The organism is Haloplanus salinarum, assembly GCF_024498175.1.
Classification (GTDB): Archaea; Halobacteriota; Halobacteria; order Halobacteriales; family Haloferacaceae; genus Haloplanus; species Haloplanus salinarum.
In genome coordinates, this window is record NZ_CP101823.1 from 1,629,869 (window position 1) to 1,647,049 (window position 17,181).

General features: G+C 68.4%; 19 protein-coding genes. 2 read left to right on the top strand and 17 right to left on the bottom strand.

What is annotated here, in order from left to right:
* Nucleotides 1-6: 6 nt before the first annotated feature.
* The 12 genes from NO364_RS08390 to NO364_RS08445 form a co-directional block, all read right to left on the bottom strand.
* Nucleotides 7-363 (bottom strand): RNA polymerase Rpb4 family protein, encoded by a 357-nt coding sequence (locus NO364_RS08390; protein ID WP_157687922.1) that lies wholly within the window; start codon nt 361-363, stop codon nt 7-9.
* Between the two features lie 9 nt (nt 364-372).
* Complete coding sequence (locus tag NO364_RS08395; protein ID WP_157687921.1) at nt 373-663, bottom strand: 50S ribosomal protein L21e; 291 nt, start codon at nt 661-663, stop codon at nt 373-375.
* A gap of 52 nt (nt 664-715) precedes the next feature.
* Nucleotides 716-982 (bottom strand): elongation factor 1-beta, encoded by a 267-nt coding sequence (locus NO364_RS08400; RefSeq protein WP_157687920.1) that lies wholly within the window; start codon nt 980-982, stop codon nt 716-718.
* 2 nt (nt 983-984) lie between these two features.
* Nucleotides 985-1,164, bottom strand: a complete 180-nt coding sequence (locus NO364_RS08405; protein WP_157687919.1) for an HVO_2753 family zinc finger protein — start codon at nt 1,162-1,164, stop codon at nt 985-987.
* 85 nt (nt 1,165-1,249) lie between these two features.
* Nucleotides 1,250-1,594, bottom strand: coding sequence for a MoaD-like domain-containing protein (locus NO364_RS08410; RefSeq protein ID WP_257629067.1), 345 nt, complete (start codon nt 1,592-1,594; stop codon nt 1,250-1,252).
* Nucleotides 1,595-1,684: 90 nt separating this feature from the next.
* Nucleotides 1,685-2,902: a tripartite tricarboxylate transporter permease gene (locus NO364_RS08415; RefSeq protein ID WP_257629068.1), complete on the bottom strand. Its 1,218-nt coding sequence runs from the start codon at nt 2,900-2,902 to the stop codon at nt 1,685-1,687.
* A 124-nt stretch (nt 2,903-3,026) separates the two neighbouring features.
* Nucleotides 3,027-3,371: a 50S ribosomal protein P1 gene (gene rpl12p / locus NO364_RS08420; RefSeq protein WP_157687917.1), complete on the bottom strand. Its 345-nt coding sequence runs from the start codon at nt 3,369-3,371 to the stop codon at nt 3,027-3,029.
* A 15-nt stretch (nt 3,372-3,386) separates the two neighbouring features.
* Entirely contained in the window at nt 3,387-4,448 is a 1,062-nt protein-coding gene (locus NO364_RS08425; RefSeq protein ID WP_257629069.1) for a 50S ribosomal protein L10, read from the bottom strand.
* Nucleotides 4,445-5,083 carry a 50S ribosomal protein L1 gene (locus NO364_RS08430; RefSeq protein ID WP_157687915.1) on the bottom strand — a complete coding sequence of 213 codons (639 nt, stop codon included), beginning with the start codon at nt 5,081-5,083 and terminating at the stop codon, nt 4,445-4,447. The genes NO364_RS08425 and NO364_RS08430 overlap by 4 nt, the downstream gene beginning before the upstream one ends.
* A gap of 158 nt (nt 5,084-5,241) precedes the next feature.
* Nucleotides 5,242-6,219, bottom strand: coding sequence for an ABC transporter ATP-binding protein (locus tag NO364_RS08435; protein WP_257629070.1), 978 nt, complete (start codon nt 6,217-6,219; stop codon nt 5,242-5,244).
* Complete coding sequence (locus tag NO364_RS08440) at nt 6,216-7,196, bottom strand: ABC transporter permease (RefSeq protein ID WP_157687913.1); 981 nt, start codon at nt 7,194-7,196, stop codon at nt 6,216-6,218. Before NO364_RS08440 ends, NO364_RS08435 begins: the two co-directional genes overlap by 4 nt.
* Before the next feature lie 53 nt (nt 7,197-7,249).
* Nucleotides 7,250-8,413, bottom strand: a complete 1,164-nt coding sequence (locus NO364_RS08445; protein WP_157687912.1) for an extracellular solute-binding protein — start codon at nt 8,411-8,413, stop codon at nt 7,250-7,252.
* A 100-nt stretch (nt 8,414-8,513) separates the two neighbouring features.
* Between NO364_RS08445 and NO364_RS08450 the strand changes: the two genes are divergently transcribed.
* Entirely contained in the window at nt 8,514-9,209 is a 696-nt protein-coding gene (locus NO364_RS08450; RefSeq protein WP_257629071.1) for a TOBE domain-containing protein, read from the top strand.
* Here the strand turns inward: NO364_RS08450 and NO364_RS08455 are convergent.
* The 3 genes from NO364_RS08455 to NO364_RS08465 are packed head-to-tail and all read right to left on the bottom strand — an operon-like array spanning nt 9,206 to nt 13,953.
* Complete coding sequence (locus NO364_RS08455; protein WP_157687910.1) at nt 9,206-10,009, bottom strand: universal stress protein; 804 nt, start codon at nt 10,007-10,009, stop codon at nt 9,206-9,208. The two genes, NO364_RS08450 and NO364_RS08455, sit on opposite strands and share 4 nt — an antisense overlap.
* 2 nt (nt 10,010-10,011) lie before the next feature.
* Nucleotides 10,012-12,363, bottom strand: a complete 2,352-nt coding sequence (locus NO364_RS08460) for an efflux RND transporter permease subunit (protein WP_257629072.1) — start codon at nt 12,361-12,363, stop codon at nt 10,012-10,014.
* On the bottom strand, nt 12,364-13,953 hold the full coding sequence (locus tag NO364_RS08465) for a COG1361 S-layer family protein (RefSeq protein ID WP_257629073.1): 1,590 nt from the start codon (nt 13,951-13,953) through the stop codon (nt 12,364-12,366).
* Nucleotides 13,954-14,103: 150 nt separating this feature from the next.
* Here NO364_RS08465 and NO364_RS08470 point away from each other — a divergent pair, with 150 nt between their 5' ends.
* Nucleotides 14,104-15,204, top strand: a complete 1,101-nt coding sequence (locus NO364_RS08470) for an NADH:flavin oxidoreductase/NADH oxidase (protein WP_257629074.1) — start codon at nt 14,104-14,106, stop codon at nt 15,202-15,204.
* Between the two features lie 14 nt (nt 15,205-15,218).
* Here the strand turns inward: NO364_RS08470 and NO364_RS08475 are convergent, their stop codons facing one another.
* Entirely contained in the window at nt 15,219-16,550 is a 1,332-nt protein-coding gene (locus tag NO364_RS08475; protein ID WP_420191829.1) for a nickel pincer cofactor-dependent isomerase, group 22, read from the bottom strand.
* A 76-nt stretch (nt 16,551-16,626) separates the two neighbouring features.
* Nucleotides 16,627-17,115 carry a 50S ribosomal protein L11 gene (locus NO364_RS08480; protein WP_157687905.1) on the bottom strand — a complete coding sequence of 163 codons (489 nt, stop codon included), beginning with the start codon at nt 17,113-17,115 and terminating at the stop codon, nt 16,627-16,629.
* Nucleotides 17,116-17,181 lie beyond the last annotated feature (66 nt).

Here is a 17,181-nt window from a genome sequence, read left to right on the forward strand (position 1 = left end):
GCGGGATCAGGCGTACTTCGCCACGACGTTCAGGATCTCGTCGAGTTCGTCGCCGTCGAGCGAGTAGCGGCCGTGGGCGAACACCGACCGGAGTTCGTCGCGGTCGTACGGGAGGAGGTCCGCGATCTTGAACGCCGCCACCTCGTCGACCTGTTCGAGTTCGAGGAGGTTCTCGACGAGTTCGCGGGACTCCTCGGCGTCGAGGACGGCGAAGGTGTTGGCGTGCTCGATGGCCCGCGCGAGTTCGTATCGCATCTCGCGGTCGACGTCCGCCGCGCGCTCCGCCTCGACTTCGGCGAGGACGTCCTTGACCTCCGAGACGGTGACGAACTCCTCGTCGAGTTGCTCTTTGAAGATAGTCATCGGGCGACTCTACTGCTGGGCCTTGAGGTGGGCCGGTCGTGCGATGACCGTCTTGTCCTTGCCGCCGTCGTTGATCTCGACTTTGAACGCGCTTCCCTGCGTCCCGACGACTGTTCCGGTGTGCCCGTTGAAGCGGGGGTGGAACCGACCCTCGGAGACGCTCGGGTCGAGTTTGAGGTGGACTTTCTGACCGACGTCGTACTCCTGAATCGCGCGCTGAGGGGGGGACGCACCGCGGTCCCGCGGGTCGTTCGAGAGCTTACCGCGCGTCCCGTTCAGCGGACCGTTTGAACTCGGCATTGTCGTGAAGATGAATACTGCGGTGGCGATTATAAATGGTGCGTTCCGCGGCTCAGATGCGGCCGACGTTCTCGACGGAGACGCTCTCGACGCCGTCGACGCCGGAGAACGACTCCTCGGCGGCCTCCGTCCCGCCCGCGTCGTCCGGAACGATCACGGTGGGCAGGAGCGCGACGAGGCCGAACGCGACTTCGTCGCGCTCGAAGCCGTTGATCTTCGCGCCCTCCGGGAGCGACGCCTCGAGTCGCTCCTGCAGGTCGTCGAGGTCGATGTCGGGACTCTCCGGCATGACCTTGATCTTGGCGGCGACCTTGCCCATGCTTACGGCCCCCTGAACCCGCAGTCCGGGCACTCGTAGAGGTTGCTCTGTTTGCGACATTTCGCACAGCGGTAGATCTGCTGTCCGCAGTCCGGGCATTTGAACGAGGCGGCACTCATCCCGGAGATGTTGATGCCACAGGAGACACATTGACGCTCCTGCTTTCCTTCCGTCTGGCTCATACAGTGACGAACCCGCTCGCGGGTTTTAATCGTTGTCTTTCGGGTTTCGAGGCGCGAGGGCTTCGGGGCCGGTGCCGGCGGTCGCTCACCCGGGTGCCCTGAACGCCTTGAGTCGGAACCGCAACACGACCGTTTCGACGGCGGCGGGATCCCCCTCCCACGTGACGAGCACCTCCGTCAGTCGGTAGGCACCGACGGGAATCGTCCGGGTGTCGAGCGTCGCCCGCCACCCCGGTCCCTCGACCGTCCGCTCGTCGACCCGTTCGCCCCCGAGCCCCTCCAGGTATCCGACCGCCTGTGGCACCGAGAGCCCGCGAAATCCCCGGGTGACGCGGAGCCGGTCGCCGATTTCCGACCGCTCGATCGGCGGAATCGCGTCGAGTGCTGCCTGTCGTTTCCGGTCGGCCCGTGTCAGTGTCAGTGTACTCATCGGCGCTCACCCACGTGTTCCTTCGACCTGTGAAGACGTATACATGAGAGCCGATTCCCCCGATCCGGGAGTCGGCGGCGGCCGGCTCGATCACGACGGGACGACGGCCGGCGCGAGCACCGCCATCAGATGGACCCGCCTGACGCCGAGTACGACCGGGAGCAGGCCCACGAACGTCGCGAGCGCGAACACCGCCAGCCCGACCACGCCCGCGAACAGGTAGGCGACGGCGACCAGCAGACACCCGGTCCCGAGCGACACGCGGGTGTAATCGAGGCGGCCGACCGTCCGGAGGTAGGCGTCGCCGACGGAGACGACGAGGGCGAAGCCGGCGGCGGCCGCGAGACAGGTCGCTCCCACGAGCGGGAGGAGGGGCCCCGTGGCGTCGACTCGCTCCATCGCGACCATCACGCCGGTGCGGGGCGTACCCAGCGCGACGAGGGCGAAGAGGGCGAAGACGGTGTTCGCCGTGTTGGCGCCGCTGGAGGCGACGAGGAAGCCGCGCGCGCCGGAGCGACCGGGAACCACCGGGAGGACGAGGACCGTCCCGACGGCCGCGGAGACGCCCGGGAGGTAGCCGACGAGCGCGCCCGCACCGGCGCCGGCGCCCGCCGTCCCGAGGACCGTCCGCCGGCCGAGGGAGACCGTTGGTTCGGCCTGTGGCGGGACACCCTCGCCCTCCAGGGCCTCGATCAACACGGGGGCCCCGAACAGCCCGGCGAACAGGGGCGCGAGGACGCTCCCGGCGGCGGCCAGTCCGGCCGGATCGAGGGCGAGCGTCGCCCACCCGAGGCCGGCGGCGACGGCGAGGGTTCCCACGGCGGCGAGGCGTCGCCGCCAGGTGGGTTCGGTAGCGACGACGACGAGCGCCACGCCGGCGAGCACGAGCGGGAGGTGTCGACGGAGCGTCGGGTAGACGGCGTCGACGACGCGGGTCAACGGGACGGCGACGGGGAGCGCGACGAGGACGGCGAGCCCGCTCCCGAGCGCGGAGAGTCGGAGCGCCTCCCGTCCCCGGCCGTCGAGGACCAGCCGGTGGCCGGGGAGCGTGACCGCCGCCGTGGCGGGGTCCGGAACCCCGAGTGCCAGCGCCGGCACCACGTCGAGAAAGGTGTGGACGACGCCGGCCGCGAGCATCGCCGCCCCCAGGGCGAGCGGCGGGCCGGGGAGGGCGGGCACGACGGACGCGAGCAACAGCGCGAAGTTGTTCGCGTGTAGCCCGGGCGTCAGCCCGCTACACGTCCCGAGGGCGACGCCCACGAGGACGTAGCCGAGCGTGGTGACACCGGCCGGCGTGGCGAGGCCCATCCCGCGGCGGTGGCCGCGGCATCGGGTTTCAATCTCCGGGGCGGCGAACCCCCGCGAGCCGCGGACGACGGCCGCGTGGCTCGCGGGGGTGGCGTCGCGAAAGAATCGGGTGGTCGTGACCGAATCAGCCGAAGAGTTCGCCGAGGCCCTCGCCGCTGGCCTCTTCGTCTTCTTCGTCCTCTTCCTCGGCCGCTTCCTCTTCGTCGGCCTCGTCGGCGGCCTCGTCGCCCTCGTCGTCATCGTCGTCGTCGCCAGCGGGGGCGCCACCGGCGGCGCCGCCGGCGGCGGGCGCGGCGGCGGCCGTGTCGATGGCCTCCTCGATGTCGACGTCCTCGAGGGCGGCGACCAGCGCCTTCACGCGGGACTGCTCCACGTCGACGCCGGCGGCCTCCAGGACCGCGGTCACGTTGTCTTCGTTGATCTCTTCGCCGGTCTCGTTCAGGATGAGTGCTGCGTAAACGTATTCCATTGGTTGTCTCCGTAGTTAGCCGAACATCGCGCCGAGACCCTCGCCGGCGTCGCCGCCGTCGTCGTCGTCGTCGTCGGCGTCGGCGTCGGTGTCGGTGTCGGCGTCCGCGTCGTCTTCGTCGCTCGATTCGTCGTCTTCGGCCTCGTCGGCCTCGGTCTCCGGGGTCGCCGCGGGCGCTTCCACGCCGCGCAGTTCCTCCGGGAGCGCCTCGTCGTCGTCGATGTGTGCCGCGAGGGCGCGCACCTGACTGTCGGCGGTGGCCACGAGGTCCGGCATCAGCTCGGGGTCCTCGATGGCGGCGTGGAGACCCACCGACTTGGCTTGGCCGGCCGCCTTGGCCAGCAGCGTGCCCGCGGTGCGGGCGGTCGGGTAGGCCGCGTTGACCGAGAGGTTGCGCGCGGCGGCCGCGGCCGACTCCACGTCGGCGCGGTACTCGTCGACGTCGATGGCGAGTTCCTCGGGTTCGAACAGGACGCCCTCGGAGTAGACCGCCCGGAGGTCGAGCCCGACTTCCTTGGGCTCGATCCCCAGTTCGCCGAGGACGTTCGCGAGTTCGTCGCTGACCTCCTCGCCGGCTTCGAGCACCGTCGAGTCGGCGGTCACCTTGATCGACCCGTCCATGATGCGGGCTTCGGCGCCCACCTGCTGGAGCTCGCCGACGAAGGGACCGGGATCGACCCCCGTGTCGCCCTCCGGGATCACGATGTCGTTGGGGGCGACCTCGCCCGCGTTGATCGGGGCGGGCGTCTTCGAGGCTTCCAGTTGCTGGAAGAGACCGAACGGGTTGTCGTTGGTGCCGATGAGGGCGACCTGCCCCGAGACGTACCCGGAGAGGTCCTCGTAGCCCTGATCGACCTCGTCGAGCGCGCGACTGAGAAGCGTGTTCCGGCTCATCCGGACCTCCGCGCTCCCGTGCAGGTCGCGACGCATGTTCTGGAGCTGTCGGCTCGGGATGCCGGTGACGCCGACGATCCCCACGCTGGCGTAGGATTCGATGAAGTCGACGAGTTCGTCGACCTCCGCGCGTTTCCACTGCGGGATCGTCTCGGTCTTCCGGGCGGCCTCGCTCTCGCTCATGCTTCGACCTCCACGGACGGCCCCATCGTCGTCTTGACGAAGATGGAGTCGATGTTGAGCGGTCCTTTCTCCAGGGCCGCCTCCAGGCGGCGGACGATGACGTCGATGTTGTCCGCGATCTCCTCGGCGTCCATGTCCTCCGCGCCGACGCGCGTGTGGAACGTGCGGCGGTCGCGGCTCCGGAGCTGAACCGTGTTCTTCATTCGTTCGACCGTCTCGACGACGTCGTCGTCGGGCTGGAGCGGCGTCGGCATCTTGCCGCGCGGCCCGAGGACGGTCCCGAGATACCGGCCGATATCCTGCATCATCGGCGCTTCCGCGACGAAGAAGTCGGTCTCGTCGGCGAGGTCCTTCGCGGCGTCGTCGTCGTCCCCGAGGTCTTCGAGTTCGTCGGGGCCGAGGACGTCGTCCGCGACCTCCTCTGCACGGAGGGCGGTCTCACCGGTTGCGAAGACGACGATCTGCGTTTCCTGGCCGGTACCGGCCGGCAGGACGACGCTCTCGTCGACGCGATTCGACGGGTCGTTGAGATCCAAGTCGCGCAGATTCACGGCGAGGTCGACCGTCTCGCGGAAGTTCCGCGGCGGTGCCTCGTCGAGTGCGCGAGAGACTGCTTGCTCTATTGTATCTGCCATCTTTCACCTCCGTAGTACGCTTGCGCTCCTACGGGTCAGTGAAACAGGCGTGGGCCTGTCTCATCGGAAGGTGGAGGATGTCGGACTTAAGTCCGTCGAAGCACCGACGACGACGACGTCGAAGACGGGCGTTTCGGCGGCGTACGCGACCGTCGGAGTCAGGCCCTCGGCGCCGCTCGTCGGCAGATGTGGATGTCGCTCTCGGGGAGCGTGAGCCACACTTCGTCGCCGACGGCGGGCGCTCGCTCGGCGAACGCCTCGACGGTCACGCGGTCGATGGAGACGGTCACGCGGGTGGTCGCGTCCTCGCGGACGGCGCGCTCGACGGTCCCGCGAACGTCGCCGTCGTCGCCGATGCCGACCGATTCGGGCCGGATCGTCACCACGTCGTCGCCCCCCACGTCGAGCGCCGAGCGGAGCGACGGCGCGTCGTCGAGGTCGATCACGTTCGATCCGGTGAACCGGGCGACCATCGGCGACTCCGGCCGGTGGAATACCTCCTCGGGCGTCCCGCTCTGGACGACCCCCCCGTCGTTCATGACGACGAGGCGATCCGCGAGAGCACGCGCAGTCGTCCGGTTGTGCGTCACATAGATGGCCGTCGCGTCCGCCAGCACGTCCGCGAGATCGTCGCGGAGCGCCTGTCTGGTCGGTACGTCGAGCGCCGCCAGCGGCTCGTCGAGCAGCATGACCTCGGGTCGTATCGCGAGCGCCCGGGCCAGTGCCACCCGCTGTTTCTCGCCGCCCGAGAGCGTGGGCGGGTAGCGGTCGGTCAGTCCGGACACGCCGAGTTCCGCGAGCAGGGCGTCCGGGTCGCGGGTGTCGTCGTGGTAGCGACTCCCGAAGTCGACGTTCTCGCGGACGGTCATGTGCGGGAAGAGCGCGTAGTCCTGGAAGACGAACCCGAAGTCCCGGTTTTCGGGGTCGGTGTCACTCACCCGCGCCCCGTCGAGCGTGACGGGGCCATCGTGGCGATGAAAGCCCGCCACGGTCTCCAGCAGGAGCGTCTTTCCGCTTCCGCTGGGGCCGAGAATGACGAGGCTCTCGCCCCGTTCTACCTCGATTTCGGCGTCGACGTGGAAGGAGTCCGCCCCGTCGGCGGAGAACATCGCCGACACGTCGGCGTGGAGGCTCATACGACGCCTCCGGTCGTCGTGCTGTCGGTGGTGAGATAGCGGATGATCAGGAAGATGAGCGCGGAGACACAGAGCAGGATGAACGCGACCGCACCGCTCTCGGCGAGGCCGCCCTGCAGGTACGTCCCGTAGACGAACACGGGAGCGTGCTGGGTCGTCACCTCACCGCCGGACGGCGGGTAGAAGAAGGAGACGGAGTAGGCGACGACGGCGACGGCGCCGAACTCGGAGACGGCGCGTGCCCACGCGAGGACGCCGCCGGTGATCATCCCCCGAATCGCGAGGGGGGCCGTCACCCGGCGGAACGTGTCCCAGCGGTTCGCGCCGTGGATGCGCGAGGCGTACTCCAGCCGGTCGTTGATCGACTCGAACGCCTCGCGCGTAGCGTTGACGGCGTAGGGGGCGCTCACGAACGTCATCGCGAGCACCATCCCGATCATGCTCCCGAGGACGGTGACGTTCGGGAAGGCGCCGCCCTTCCCGAAGCCGAAGAGGATGAGGATGCCCGCGACGCTGTGGGGGACGACCAGCGGCAGGTCGACGAGACTCTCGACCAACTGTTGGCCGGCGAACCCCTCCGAGAACAGGTGTGCGAGCGGGATGCCGAACGCCAGGCTGACGATGGCTGCCAGTAGCGGACCGTAGATGCCGAGATAGAGCATCCGATGGACGTCTGAACTGAGCGCCTTCTCGACGACGATGGACGGCTGTTGTCGCGCGACGAACATGAACAACGGGAGTCCGAGCGCGACCATCAGGATGCTCCCCATCGTCGCAGCGGCGACGACGAAGGAGTCGCGCCGGAGCAGGTACGCCGTGACCGCCGTACTGCCGATCATGAAGAAGGCGTACCACGTCGATCGACCGATGGTGTACGCGCCGGCGAAGGCGAGTCCCTGTATCACGACGAACGCCACGGCCAGCGATACGCGCCCGACCCCGTCCAACGAGAATCGCGCCTCAGTACTCGTAGCCATTGCTATCGTTATTTCCATTCAGAAACATAGCTGTGTCGGAGCGGGGAGCTCCGTTACAGTTCGAGCGGACCGAGGTTGCTCTTCGCGCTGGCCACGTTCATCACCCGATCAGGCACGGCGTCCTGACCGCTCTGGGGGACGACGATGGGGTCGACAGGGACGAGCCCCAACTCTTCGAGCACCGACTGACCGGCGTCGCTGCCGAAGTACTCGATCCACGCGGCGCCCGCTTCGGGGTTGGGCGCGACGTTCGGGACGGTCATCCCGTACGCAATTGGGGCGCCGGTGAACGTCCCGCTGTCGGTTTCGACTTCCGCCTTCGCGTAGTGTTCCGCGTACTCGCTCGTCGCCTGCGAGAGGTCGACCTGGGGCTGGAGGTCGATGTAGGGCATGTCCGCCGTACTGGAGATGGACTGGTAGTAGAAGGCGTAGTCGAGGGCACCGGACTCCAGTTGCCCTTTGAGCTTCGTCTCCGTTCCCGTCGGCACGGTGGAGTTCTCGCGGAGCTTCTCGTAGGTGGACTGGTCGTAGAGCGACGACCCGTCGAACTCCTCGGCGCCGAGTTGCTGGGTCATGACCGCACGGTAGCCGCCGGGGTCGACCGCGGGGTCGGAGTGGCCGATGGTCACGTCGTCGCGCGACAGGACTTCCCACCAGTTGTCCTTCGAGATTTCGTCCGCGCCCGGCGAGTCCTCGCGGTACTGGATCGACATCGAGTTCGTCGTGAAGATGGTGTACCAGTCGCCGTAGTCGGGGACGATTCGGTCCCGAATGAGCCGGAAGTCGGAGGTTCCGAGGACGGACGCACGGCGACCCTGCTGGGTGATCTTCTGGGTCGAGGCGACCGATCCCTTCGGTTCGCGGTTCACGTCGACGCCGTACTCCTCCTCGAACGTCGGTTCGGCCTCGCTGAACGCCGCCGCGAGGCTACCGGCGTGGAAGATGGTCATCGAACCGCTGACTTCGGACTCCGGCGTGCTGGTCTCGGTCGGCGTGTCCGTCGCCTCGCCGCCGGAGTCCATCGACTCCTCGGTCGCCGTCGCAGTTGCCGTCGGATCGCTACCGCCACCACCGCCGCCGGAACAGCCGGCGAGCCCCGCCATCCCGGCCGCGCCGAGCCCCTTCAGCACGTCGCGGCGCGATCGTCCCCGAACGACCTGCTTCCAGTGCTCTTTTTGTGCTTGCAGCCAGCTCGGCGCATCTTTCCGTTGTTTCATTGTTAGCACAACGGCGTTGTGTTTTATGTGATATAACGTCTTTGATCGCCGCCGGGATGGTCACGACAACACCTTTTTGAACGGCCCCCGTGCGGAACGTATGGAGTTCTCGACCGAGTTCGACGCCCGGATCGGACGGGACGACGTGACACTCGCCGAGCGCGACGTCGTCCTCCTGCGGGCCATCGACGACCACGGGTCGATCAACGCCGCCGCGACGGAACTCGGCCGCTCGTACTCGCGGGCCCAACAGCGGATCGTCGAACTGGAGGGGGCCTTCGGCGACCTGGTGGCACGCAAGCGGGGCGGGTCGGGTGGGGGCGGCAGCCACCTGACGGACCTCGCACGGGAGCTACTGAACCGGTACGATCGGCTCAGCGCCGAGTTCAGCGGCGTCGCCGAAACCGAGGAGACCGTCCTCTCGGGACGGATCGTCGACCGCGACGGGGAACTGGCGACCGTCGAGACGGCGGCGGGGACCCTCGGGGCGCTCGTCCCGCGGAGCGACGACGGGAGCGAGGCCCGGCTAACCCTCCGCGCCGACGCAGTGACGTTACAGAGTCCCTCCCGATCGCCCGACGAGGATCGGACCAGCGCCCGCAACCGCCTGGAGGGGACCGTCCTCGCCGTCGACCGGGGCGAGGCCGTCGCTCACGTCACCGTCGAGGTGGGCGAGGGGGTGTCGCTCGCGGCCCTCGTCACCGTCGCCAGCGTCGAGGAACTGAACCTCCACCGCGGCACGCCGGTCGTCGCCTCGTTCAAGGCCACCGCCACGCGGGGCGTCCGGACGGCCTAGGGACCGACGACCATGGTCGGTACGGGCGCCGTCCGGACGGTCCGCTCGGCGACACTGCCCAGCAGGACCCGTTCGACGCCGGTTCGGCCGTGGGTCCCCAGGACCACCAAGTCGGCCTCGACGGTGTCGGCGTAGGCGACGATAGCCTCGTGTGGACGCCCGGTGCGAGCGGTCGCGGTGGCCTCGATTCCGACGTCACGAGCCCGGTCGGCGAGGCGCCGGGCCGGCGTGTCGTCGTCGTCGACGGTGAGGGTGTGCAGCCGCGCACCGGTGGCCGTCGCCACGGCGATACCGTGCTCGCCCGCGCGCTCGGCGCCCTCGCTCCCGTCGGTGGCAACGACGATGTCGGCCAGTTCCGGCTCGTCGACGTCGCCGTCCCGAGTCACGAGCACGGGAACGCCGGCAGTCCGAAGCGTGTGCTCGGCGAGGCTCCCCAGCAGGTAGCGGTCCACGCCGGATCGCCCGTGGGTCCCCATGGCAACGAGGTCGATGTCCCGTTCCCGGATAGCCGTCGCCAGCACCCGCCGCGGGCGCCCCTCGACGACGTGTGTCTCGACTGGAACGGGGGCCAACGCCGCAACCTCGTCGACGACCCCGTGGGCCCGGTCGTGGAGGCGGGACTGCTGGCGGCGGACTAGGTCGTCGACGTCACCCACGATGTCGGTCCCGTAGCGGTCCGGATCGACCACGGAGAGGACGTGCGCCGTGGCGCCGGTCCGTTCGGCGAGGAACAGCCCGTAGCGGGCGGCGGTCGTCGCGGCGTCGCTGCCGTCGGTCGGGATTAGGATGTTCTCGTACATGATCAGTTCCCCGCCGGATCGGCGGGCGTGGTCGACTCGCCCCGTTCGATCAGCCGAACCGTTACCAGCGCCGCCGGCAGGATGCCGAAGGCGGCGACGAGCGATAACGCGATGGCGAAGACCGTCGTCACCCCGAAGTTCGCGAGCACGGGGAACTGCGATATGGTGAGGACGCCGAACCCGAAGATGGTGGTGAAACTCGACCCGAGCACCGGCCTGGAGAGCTTCGCGACCGCCGTCGTCGCGGCATCGACCCGCGACCGTCCCCGTTCGGCCACCTCGTATTCGAAGCGCTCGAACACGTGGACGCCGTAGTCGATGCCGATCCCGAGGGTCAACGACGACATCGTGATCGTCAGGGGGTTCCAGGGGACGCCGACCAGATACATCGCTCCCGTCACCAGCAACGCGGCGCTGCCGGCGACGGCGGCGATCAGGGTCGCCGAAATCTTCACCGAGCGGAAGGCAAAGGCCAGGAAGACGAACCCGAGCGTGAAGCTCAACAGCGTCATCGGCGTCAGTCCGGCGGTCACGTTCTCGATGACGTTCCGGTTGAGGACGGGCTTGCCCGTCACCTGCACCTGATCGGCCGTCGTCAGGGTGTAGTCGGCGTTGCCGTGGAACTCGTCGATCAGCGTCCGGACCGGCTCGCCCTCCACGTCGTCGACGTAGAAGGTCAAGAGCAGTTTACTCGGCTGGTCCGCCGGATCACGGATCGCGTTCGGTCCCTCGCTTGCGGCCTCGAGACTACCGTCGAGTCGGTGCTGGGTCTCGGGGATCGATCCGCCGTTTTCCATCCGAACGGTCGTCACCGGGCTTCTCACCGCATTCACGTTCGGATTCTCCAGCATCAACCGCTGGTAGGTGGCCACCTCCCGGAACGTCTCGGGGGTGTACGCCTGATCTGTTTCGACGACGACGTAGATGACTTTCGACCCCTCGACGGTGTCCTCCAGGCGCTCCAGATCCTCCTTGGCGTCGAGGTTCTGGGGCCAAAAGTCCATCATCTGCTGGCGAGGTTCGACCTGCGGGTAGGCGTAGGCGCCCCCGGAGACCAGCAGGAAGGCGATCAGGAGCGTCACCAGCGGCCGCCCGGCGGTCACTCGTCGGGTCACCGCCCCCATCGCGGCTTCGAGCCGGTCGTACTCCGTCTCGCCGTCCGTGGCGTCCCGTGTCCCCGTCTCGGACTCGCTCGCGCCCGCATCGAATCGGACCAGCAAGGCCGGCAACAGGGTCACCGAGAGGAGCATACTCGCGGCGACGCTGACGGCGCTCGTGACCCCGAACTGCTGGACCGGGGGCACCGCGGAGACGAGCAGCGAGCCCAGCCCCACCACGGTGGTGCCCATCGCGATCAGCAGCGCCCGGCCGGTGGTCCGAGTGGCCTGCCCCGCCGCCTCGACGGGCGCCCGACCGTTCGACCGCTCTTCGAGATAGCGGGTCTGGATCTGGAGGCCGTAGTCGATACCCAGACCGAGCGCGATGGGCATGACACCCAGCATGATGGCGTTGAAGTTGTAGCCGAGTACGCCCATCGCGCCGGTCATGTAGATCAGCGCGGTCATGGCCGTCCCCAGCGGGAGGAAGACGTGCCAGCCACGCTCGACCTTCGAGCGCATGACCAGATAGACGACTCCGAAGATGAGCGCGAACGCGCCCGCGAACAGCGTGATCATCTCCGGTAACATGAGCCCGAAGGCGGCGTTCTCGAAGACGGGCTGGCCGGTGATGGTCACCGACAGTCCGGGCGGGAGCGCGGCGAGTTCCGTCTCCTCTTGGATCTCGCCGTAGACGATGTCGGCGCCACGCTGGGGGAGCAGCCGCCCCCGATCGAACGTCCCGACGTCGCCGTAGTCGGCGAGGATGATCGTCGTGCCGGCCTCGGGGACGACCTGCCGTTCCATTCCCGCCAGTTCGGGGTTCCGGTCGGTCGCCCGATCGAGTGCGCGGCGGACGCCGGTCTCCGTCTCGGGAATCCGCCCGTCGTTGCCTGCCCGAACGAGGTCGGCGAGGCTGATCACCCGAGTCGTCTCGTCGAGGCCGGTGTATCGTCGGTCCAGCCGGTCGATAGCCCGTATCGTCTCCGGATCGTACAGCCGATCGGATTCGACGACGACGAAGACGTTGTTCCCCGTCTCGAAGTCGTCTTTCAGCCCCTTCCACTCCGTTGCAGTCTGCGAGTCGTCGTCGATGTAGAGGGTCATCCCCATACTCATCTGGAGCGAGGTGGCTGCGACCCCACCCGAGAGGAGGATCAGGACGACGACGACGGCGACGACCGGCCGGGGGTCGCGGGCACTCCGCTCACCGAGCCGTTCGAGACCGTCCCTGACGCGGGTGCCGATGTCGGACATCTACAGACCCAGGAAACGCAGGATGGACGCGAGCAGGCCACCCTGCCGATCGGTCACTTCCACGGCGGTCGGTTCGACGTTCGTGACGACGGTCCGGTCGAAGGAGTTGTCGTACTTGATCGTCGTATCGAGCGAGTAGGCCTTGGACGTGGCCGCGTCGTCGACGCTCACGGTGAAGGTGACCGTCCGCGACTCGCCGGGCGCCAACTCGCCGATATACGCCGTATCGTCGTCGGTCTCGAACGGCGTGTTGGCGTTGATGCGAGCGACAGCGTCGTGCATCGTCCCGTCACCGGTGTTGGTGACGGTCACCTCGACCGTCTCGGTCGAACCGGCGGCCACCGTCGGCGACCCCGACGTCTCGAAGGTCATTTCCGGGCCGACTTCGACCGGGATGGTCAACGGGTCGCTCTCCACGGGGTCCTGGTACGTGTCGTCGTAGACGACGGTGAACGCGAGCGGATACTCCTGGGGGATCGCTCGGTCGGCAACCTCGAGTTTGAACCGCGCCGTTGCCGTCTCTCCAGGATCGAGCGTGCCGAGGCTGGCGTCGGTCGAGAGGGGCGAGAACGGCTCCGACGGACGCAACACGGCCCGTGCGTTGGGCACCGGGCGGTCGCCGGTGTTGGTCACGGACAGGGCCACCGCGCCCGTCGAGTCGACGTAGAGATCGGTCGTCGTCGCCGAGAGATCGAAGCTCGGCGCGTCCCGGATGGTCACTTCCCCGGTGCGGACCTGTGACTCCCGGACGACGCCGTTGCTGTCCTCGTACCGCAGTCGGAACGGAACGGTGTACGTGTCGGTCGACCCCGTGTCGGCAACGCCGACGCGGAAGGACGCGGTTCCCGTCTCGCCCGGTTCCAGCGTGCCCAACGAGAGGCCGTTGGTCCGCGGGGTCAACTGGTCGCTCTCCCCGAGAACGAGTTCGGCGTCGCTCGCCGTCTCCGAGCCCTCGTTGCGGACGGTGGCCACGACGCGACCGTCCTCCTTGGCGTTGAGGCTCTCGCCGTCGAGCGATTCCACGCCGAGCCTGACGGCCGGTTCGATCCGGACGGTCACGTAGGTCCGGGTCGTCTGATCCCGGCGGGTGACGTACGTGTCGTCGTCGTCGACGCTGACGGCACGGACGTACTGAAAGTCGAGCGTGACGGGCAGTCGGTAGGTGCCGGGACTCGCATCCTCGGCCACTTCGAGTTCGAGCGAGGCCTGCCGCGTTCCGTCGGGTGAGATGGTTCCGACCGGCTGCTCGCCAGTTCGGAGGGTGACGGGAGCGGACCCCGACTCGACGGACGCCGTCGTGGCCATCGCGGCCCCCGGCGTCACGCCCGCCGTCCGGAAGGCGTCGGCGAGCTTCGACGTCTCACCCTGGGAATTCGTCACTGCGGTGCCGCGGTTCTGGACCCCGACCTGCAGGGTCGTCGTCTCGCCGGGTGTGAGCACGTTCGATCCCTGGACCGACGTCACCAGTTCCGGCTCCTGATTCTCGCTGTACGTCGCGGCAGCAGCCGGGGTGGCGACCACGGCGGACATCACGAACAGCACCACGAGCGCCGTCACTGCGGCGCGTCCGTCTCGACCGATTGAACTCATTGTTGTGCTCAATATACACAATACTACCTAATAAGGCCGTCGCAATCGACGCTATATCCCCCTCTATAATGTGAGTATTTTGCACTACCACTGAGCAGTACGCTCGTCGATTTCGATACGCGTATCGGCCTCGATGTCCACGTGACGGACGTGACAGCAGACCTCTTCACACCGCTCGAGCTACGCGGCACCGAGGTTCCGAACCGAGTGATGGTCTCGCCGATGTGTCAGTACTCCTGTGAGGGTCGGGACGGACTCCCGACGGACTGGCACCACACCCACCTAGCCAGTCGGGCCGTCGGCGGCGCGGGCTTGGTGATGACCGAGGCGACGGCCGTCGAGGCCCGCGGGCGGATCACGCCCCACGACCTCGGAATCTGGAGCGACGCCCACGCCGACGCCCTCGCCGACGTCACCGCCTCGATCCGGGACCAGGGGAGCGTCCCCGGCATCCAACTGGCCCACGCCGGTCGCAAGGCCTCCAAGACCCGTCCGTGGGAGGGGAGTCGGCCGCTGACCGGCGGCGACGGCTGGGAGACGGTCGCCCCTTCGGCCGAGCCGTGGCCCTACGAGGAGGGCGAGACGGCGACACGACGGATGACCGACGACGATATCGGCGACGTGATCGACGCCTTCCGCGCGGCCGCGGAGCGCGCCCACGACGCCGGCTTCGAGGTCGCCGAGATCCACGCCGCACACGGCTACCTGCTCCACGAGTTCCTCTCGCCGGTCGCGAACGACCGCGACGACGACTACGGCGGGTGCTTCGAGGATCGGACCCGCCTCCTCCGCGAGGTGGCGAGCGCGATCCGCGAGGTGTGGCCCGACGACGACCCGCTGTTCGTCCGGATCTCCGCGACCGATTGGCTCGACGACCGCGACTCCTGGACCGTCGCGGATTCGATCCGTCTGGCCGACGACCTGGCGCCCCTCGGCGTCGACCTGATCGACGTGAGCGCCGGCGGCATCCACCCCGATCAGTCGATCCCCTCGACCGGACCGGGCTATCAGGAACGCTACGCTCGACGGGTCAGACAGGAGTCGGAGGCCGATATCGCGGTGGGTGCCGTCGGCGGCATCACGACCGCCGAACAGGCCGACGCCCTGATCCGGAACGGTCGCGGGGACCTGGCCATCGTCGGCCGCGAACACCTCCGCGACCCGTACTTCGCGCTGCACGCGGCCCGGGAACTCGACCGACTCGACGCCGACGGCATCGAGGTGCCGGTCCAGTACGACCGCGCCTTCTGAGCGGGCGAGCCGTCTCAGTCCTCACCGGGCGTCGGCGCCACGAACTCGCCGCCGTCGTCGAACGCGAGTGCCGCCGGCTCGGCGATCACCCGCAGGTCGTCGCGGTCGCGCGCCGCCTCGATCAGCGGTTCGGAGGCGTAACATCGCTGCAGTCGCATCGTGTCGGTGACCCGCAGGACCCGCGCCTCGTCGCCGGCGACGGGACCGATGGTCCCGAGCGCCCCCCGGAGCCCCGCGCGGTCGTTCTCGACGACCGGCGGCAGTCGGACGCCGCGGACGGTGCTCGCGGTGATGGCGTTGATGAGCGCCTTCGGCCAGTCGAGTCCCGCCTTCACGTCCCGGTGGACGAAGTCCGCCTGCCCCATCCCCATGGCGTTACCTTTCGTCTTCTCGGTCAGCCCCCGGAGATAGATGCGCTTCACGTCGGGCGATTCGGGTTCGGGCTCGTTGATCGTGAAGTGGCGGCGGCCGGTGACGTTCGTATCCATTCCCTGTCCGCTAATGTCCTTGCCGATCCGGTCCACTACGAGCACGTCCAGGTCGTCGAACGGGAGTTTGGGCATCCGCCGCTCGGCCGTCTCCAGCAGTTCGCGCTCGCGTTCCAGAAAGCCCGAGGCGGGGACGCCCTCGAGCAGCGTCGTGTCGTCGTGTTCGTCCTCGACGATGGCGACGCCGCCGGCGACGGGGAGCGCCTCCAGCAGTTGGCTCGCGATCTCGGGCAGCATGTTCCGAAGGCTCCAGTCGACGGCCCAGTCGTGGGCCATCTTCGCCCCGCGCTGTTTGCCCATGCCGATGACGAGCATCTTCGAGAGGCCGCTCTCCACCTCGCCCCCGAAGTCCGTGTGGGGTTTGATCCGGTTGACCATTACGATGGCGTCGGCGGCGACGGCGTTGGCGTCGGCGTACACCGGCACGCCCCGTTCGGGCGTCTCGCCCACCGTCTCGACGTCCATCGTCGCCCGGATCTCGCAGCCGACGGTCTCCTCGCTCACCCCGAGCGTGTCGAGTTTCTCGCGTTGTCCCTCGGCGGTCGCCCCGCCGTGGCTCCCCATGGCGGGGAAGACGAACGGCTCGTATCCCCGGTCACGGACGCCCGCGACGACGCCGCTGACGATGCTCCCGAGGTTCGCGATGCCGCGGCTACCGGCGCCGATGGCGACCTCCCCGCCGTCGGGGACGTCCGAGAAGTCGAGGTCGTCGACGGCAGCCGCGGCCCGTCCCTCGATTTCCTCGATCGGGATGGGGTCGGTCTCCCAGATCTGCTCGATCACGCCCATGCGGGGGAACGTCGTCTCGCCGACGGCGGTCGCGACGGTGTCCTCCGGGACGACGAGGGAATCGTTCATACCGGGGATAGCGCGGACGTGGAAAAGAAACCCGCGGTGTCCGCGCCGATCGGCCGGACGCGACGGTGTGTCCCGATTACGCGGCCGCTTCGTCCGCGAACTGGTCGTCGTACTCGCCGTCGTCGATGCGCTCTTTGAACTGCCGGGGGTCGTTCCCCTCGATGGTGACACCGAGCGTGACGCAGGTGCCGACGACTTCCTTCGCGGCGTTTTTCAGATCGTAGGCGAGCAGGTCGGACTGTTTCTGCTCGGCGACCTTCTGCACCTGGTCGACGGTCAGGTCGGCGACGAAAGTCTCCTGGGGTTCGCCGCTTCCCGTCTCGAAGCCGGCCTCGTCCTTGATGAGTTCGGCCGTCGGCGGGACGCCCACCTCGATGGTGAACGAGCCGTCGTCGTCGTAGTCGACGGTGACGGGGACTTCCATGCCGTCGAACGCGTCGGTTTCGTCGTTGATCTGCTGGACGACGGCCTGTACGTCGACCGGCGTCGGACCGAGTTCCGGCCCGAGCGGCGGGCCAGGGGTGGCCTCGCCGCCGGGAACGAGCACTTCGATAGTTCCAGCCATACCGAATCAAACCCGGGGGCGACTTTTAACGGTTTTCTTTCGGTTCACGGCCGTGTCCCCCTCTCA

Coding starts and splice junctions, on each gene's coding strand:
- NO364_RS08405 (WP_157687919.1), bottom strand. CDS start 1,164: ATGAGCCAGACGGAAGGAAAGCAGGAGCGTCAATGTGTCTCCTGTGGC.
- NO364_RS08465 (WP_257629073.1), bottom strand. CDS start 13,953: ATGAGTTCAATCGGTCGAGACGGACGCGCCGCAGTGACGGCGCTCGTG.
- NO364_RS08430 (WP_157687915.1), bottom strand. CDS start 5,083: ATGGCAGATACAATAGAGCAAGCAGTCTCTCGCGCACTCGACGAGGCA.
- NO364_RS08475 (WP_420191829.1), bottom strand. CDS start 16,550: ATGAACGATTCCCTCGTCGTCCCGGAGGACACCGTCGCGACCGCCGTC.
- NO364_RS08390 (WP_157687922.1), bottom strand. CDS start 363: ATGACTATCTTCAAAGAGCAACTCGACGAGGAGTTCGTCACCGTCTCG.
- NO364_RS08460 (WP_257629072.1), bottom strand. CDS start 12,363: ATGTCCGACATCGGCACCCGCGTCAGGGACGGTCTCGAACGGCTCGGT.
- NO364_RS08400 (WP_157687920.1), bottom strand. CDS start 982: ATGGGCAAGGTCGCCGCCAAGATCAAGGTCATGCCGGAGAGTCCCGAC.
- NO364_RS08425 (WP_257629069.1), bottom strand. CDS start 4,448: ATGAGCGAGAGCGAGGCCGCCCGGAAGACCGAGACGATCCCGCAGTGG.
- NO364_RS08435 (WP_257629070.1), bottom strand. CDS start 6,219: ATGAGCCTCCACGCCGACGTGTCGGCGATGTTCTCCGCCGACGGGGCG.
- NO364_RS08415 (WP_257629068.1), bottom strand. CDS start 2,902: ATGGGCCTCGCCACGCCGGCCGGTGTCACCACGCTCGGCTACGTCCTC.
- NO364_RS08450 (WP_257629071.1), top strand. CDS start 8,514: ATGGAGTTCTCGACCGAGTTCGACGCCCGGATCGGACGGGACGACGTG.
- NO364_RS08440 (WP_157687913.1), bottom strand. CDS start 7,196: ATGGCTACGAGTACTGAGGCGCGATTCTCGTTGGACGGGGTCGGGCGC.
- rpl12p (WP_157687917.1), bottom strand. CDS start 3,371: ATGGAATACGTTTACGCAGCACTCATCCTGAACGAGACCGGCGAAGAG.
- NO364_RS08455 (WP_157687910.1), bottom strand. CDS start 10,009: ATGTACGAGAACATCCTAATCCCGACCGACGGCAGCGACGCCGCGACG.
- NO364_RS08395 (WP_157687921.1), bottom strand. CDS start 663: ATGCCGAGTTCAAACGGTCCGCTGAACGGGACGCGCGGTAAGCTCTCG.
- NO364_RS08410 (WP_257629067.1), bottom strand. CDS start 1,594: ATGAGTACACTGACACTGACACGGGCCGACCGGAAACGACAGGCAGCA.
- NO364_RS08480 (WP_157687905.1), bottom strand. CDS start 17,115: ATGGCTGGAACTATCGAAGTGCTCGTTCCCGGCGGCGAGGCCACCCCT.
- NO364_RS08445 (WP_157687912.1), bottom strand. CDS start 8,413: ATGAAACAACGGAAAGATGCGCCGAGCTGGCTGCAAGCACAAAAAGAG.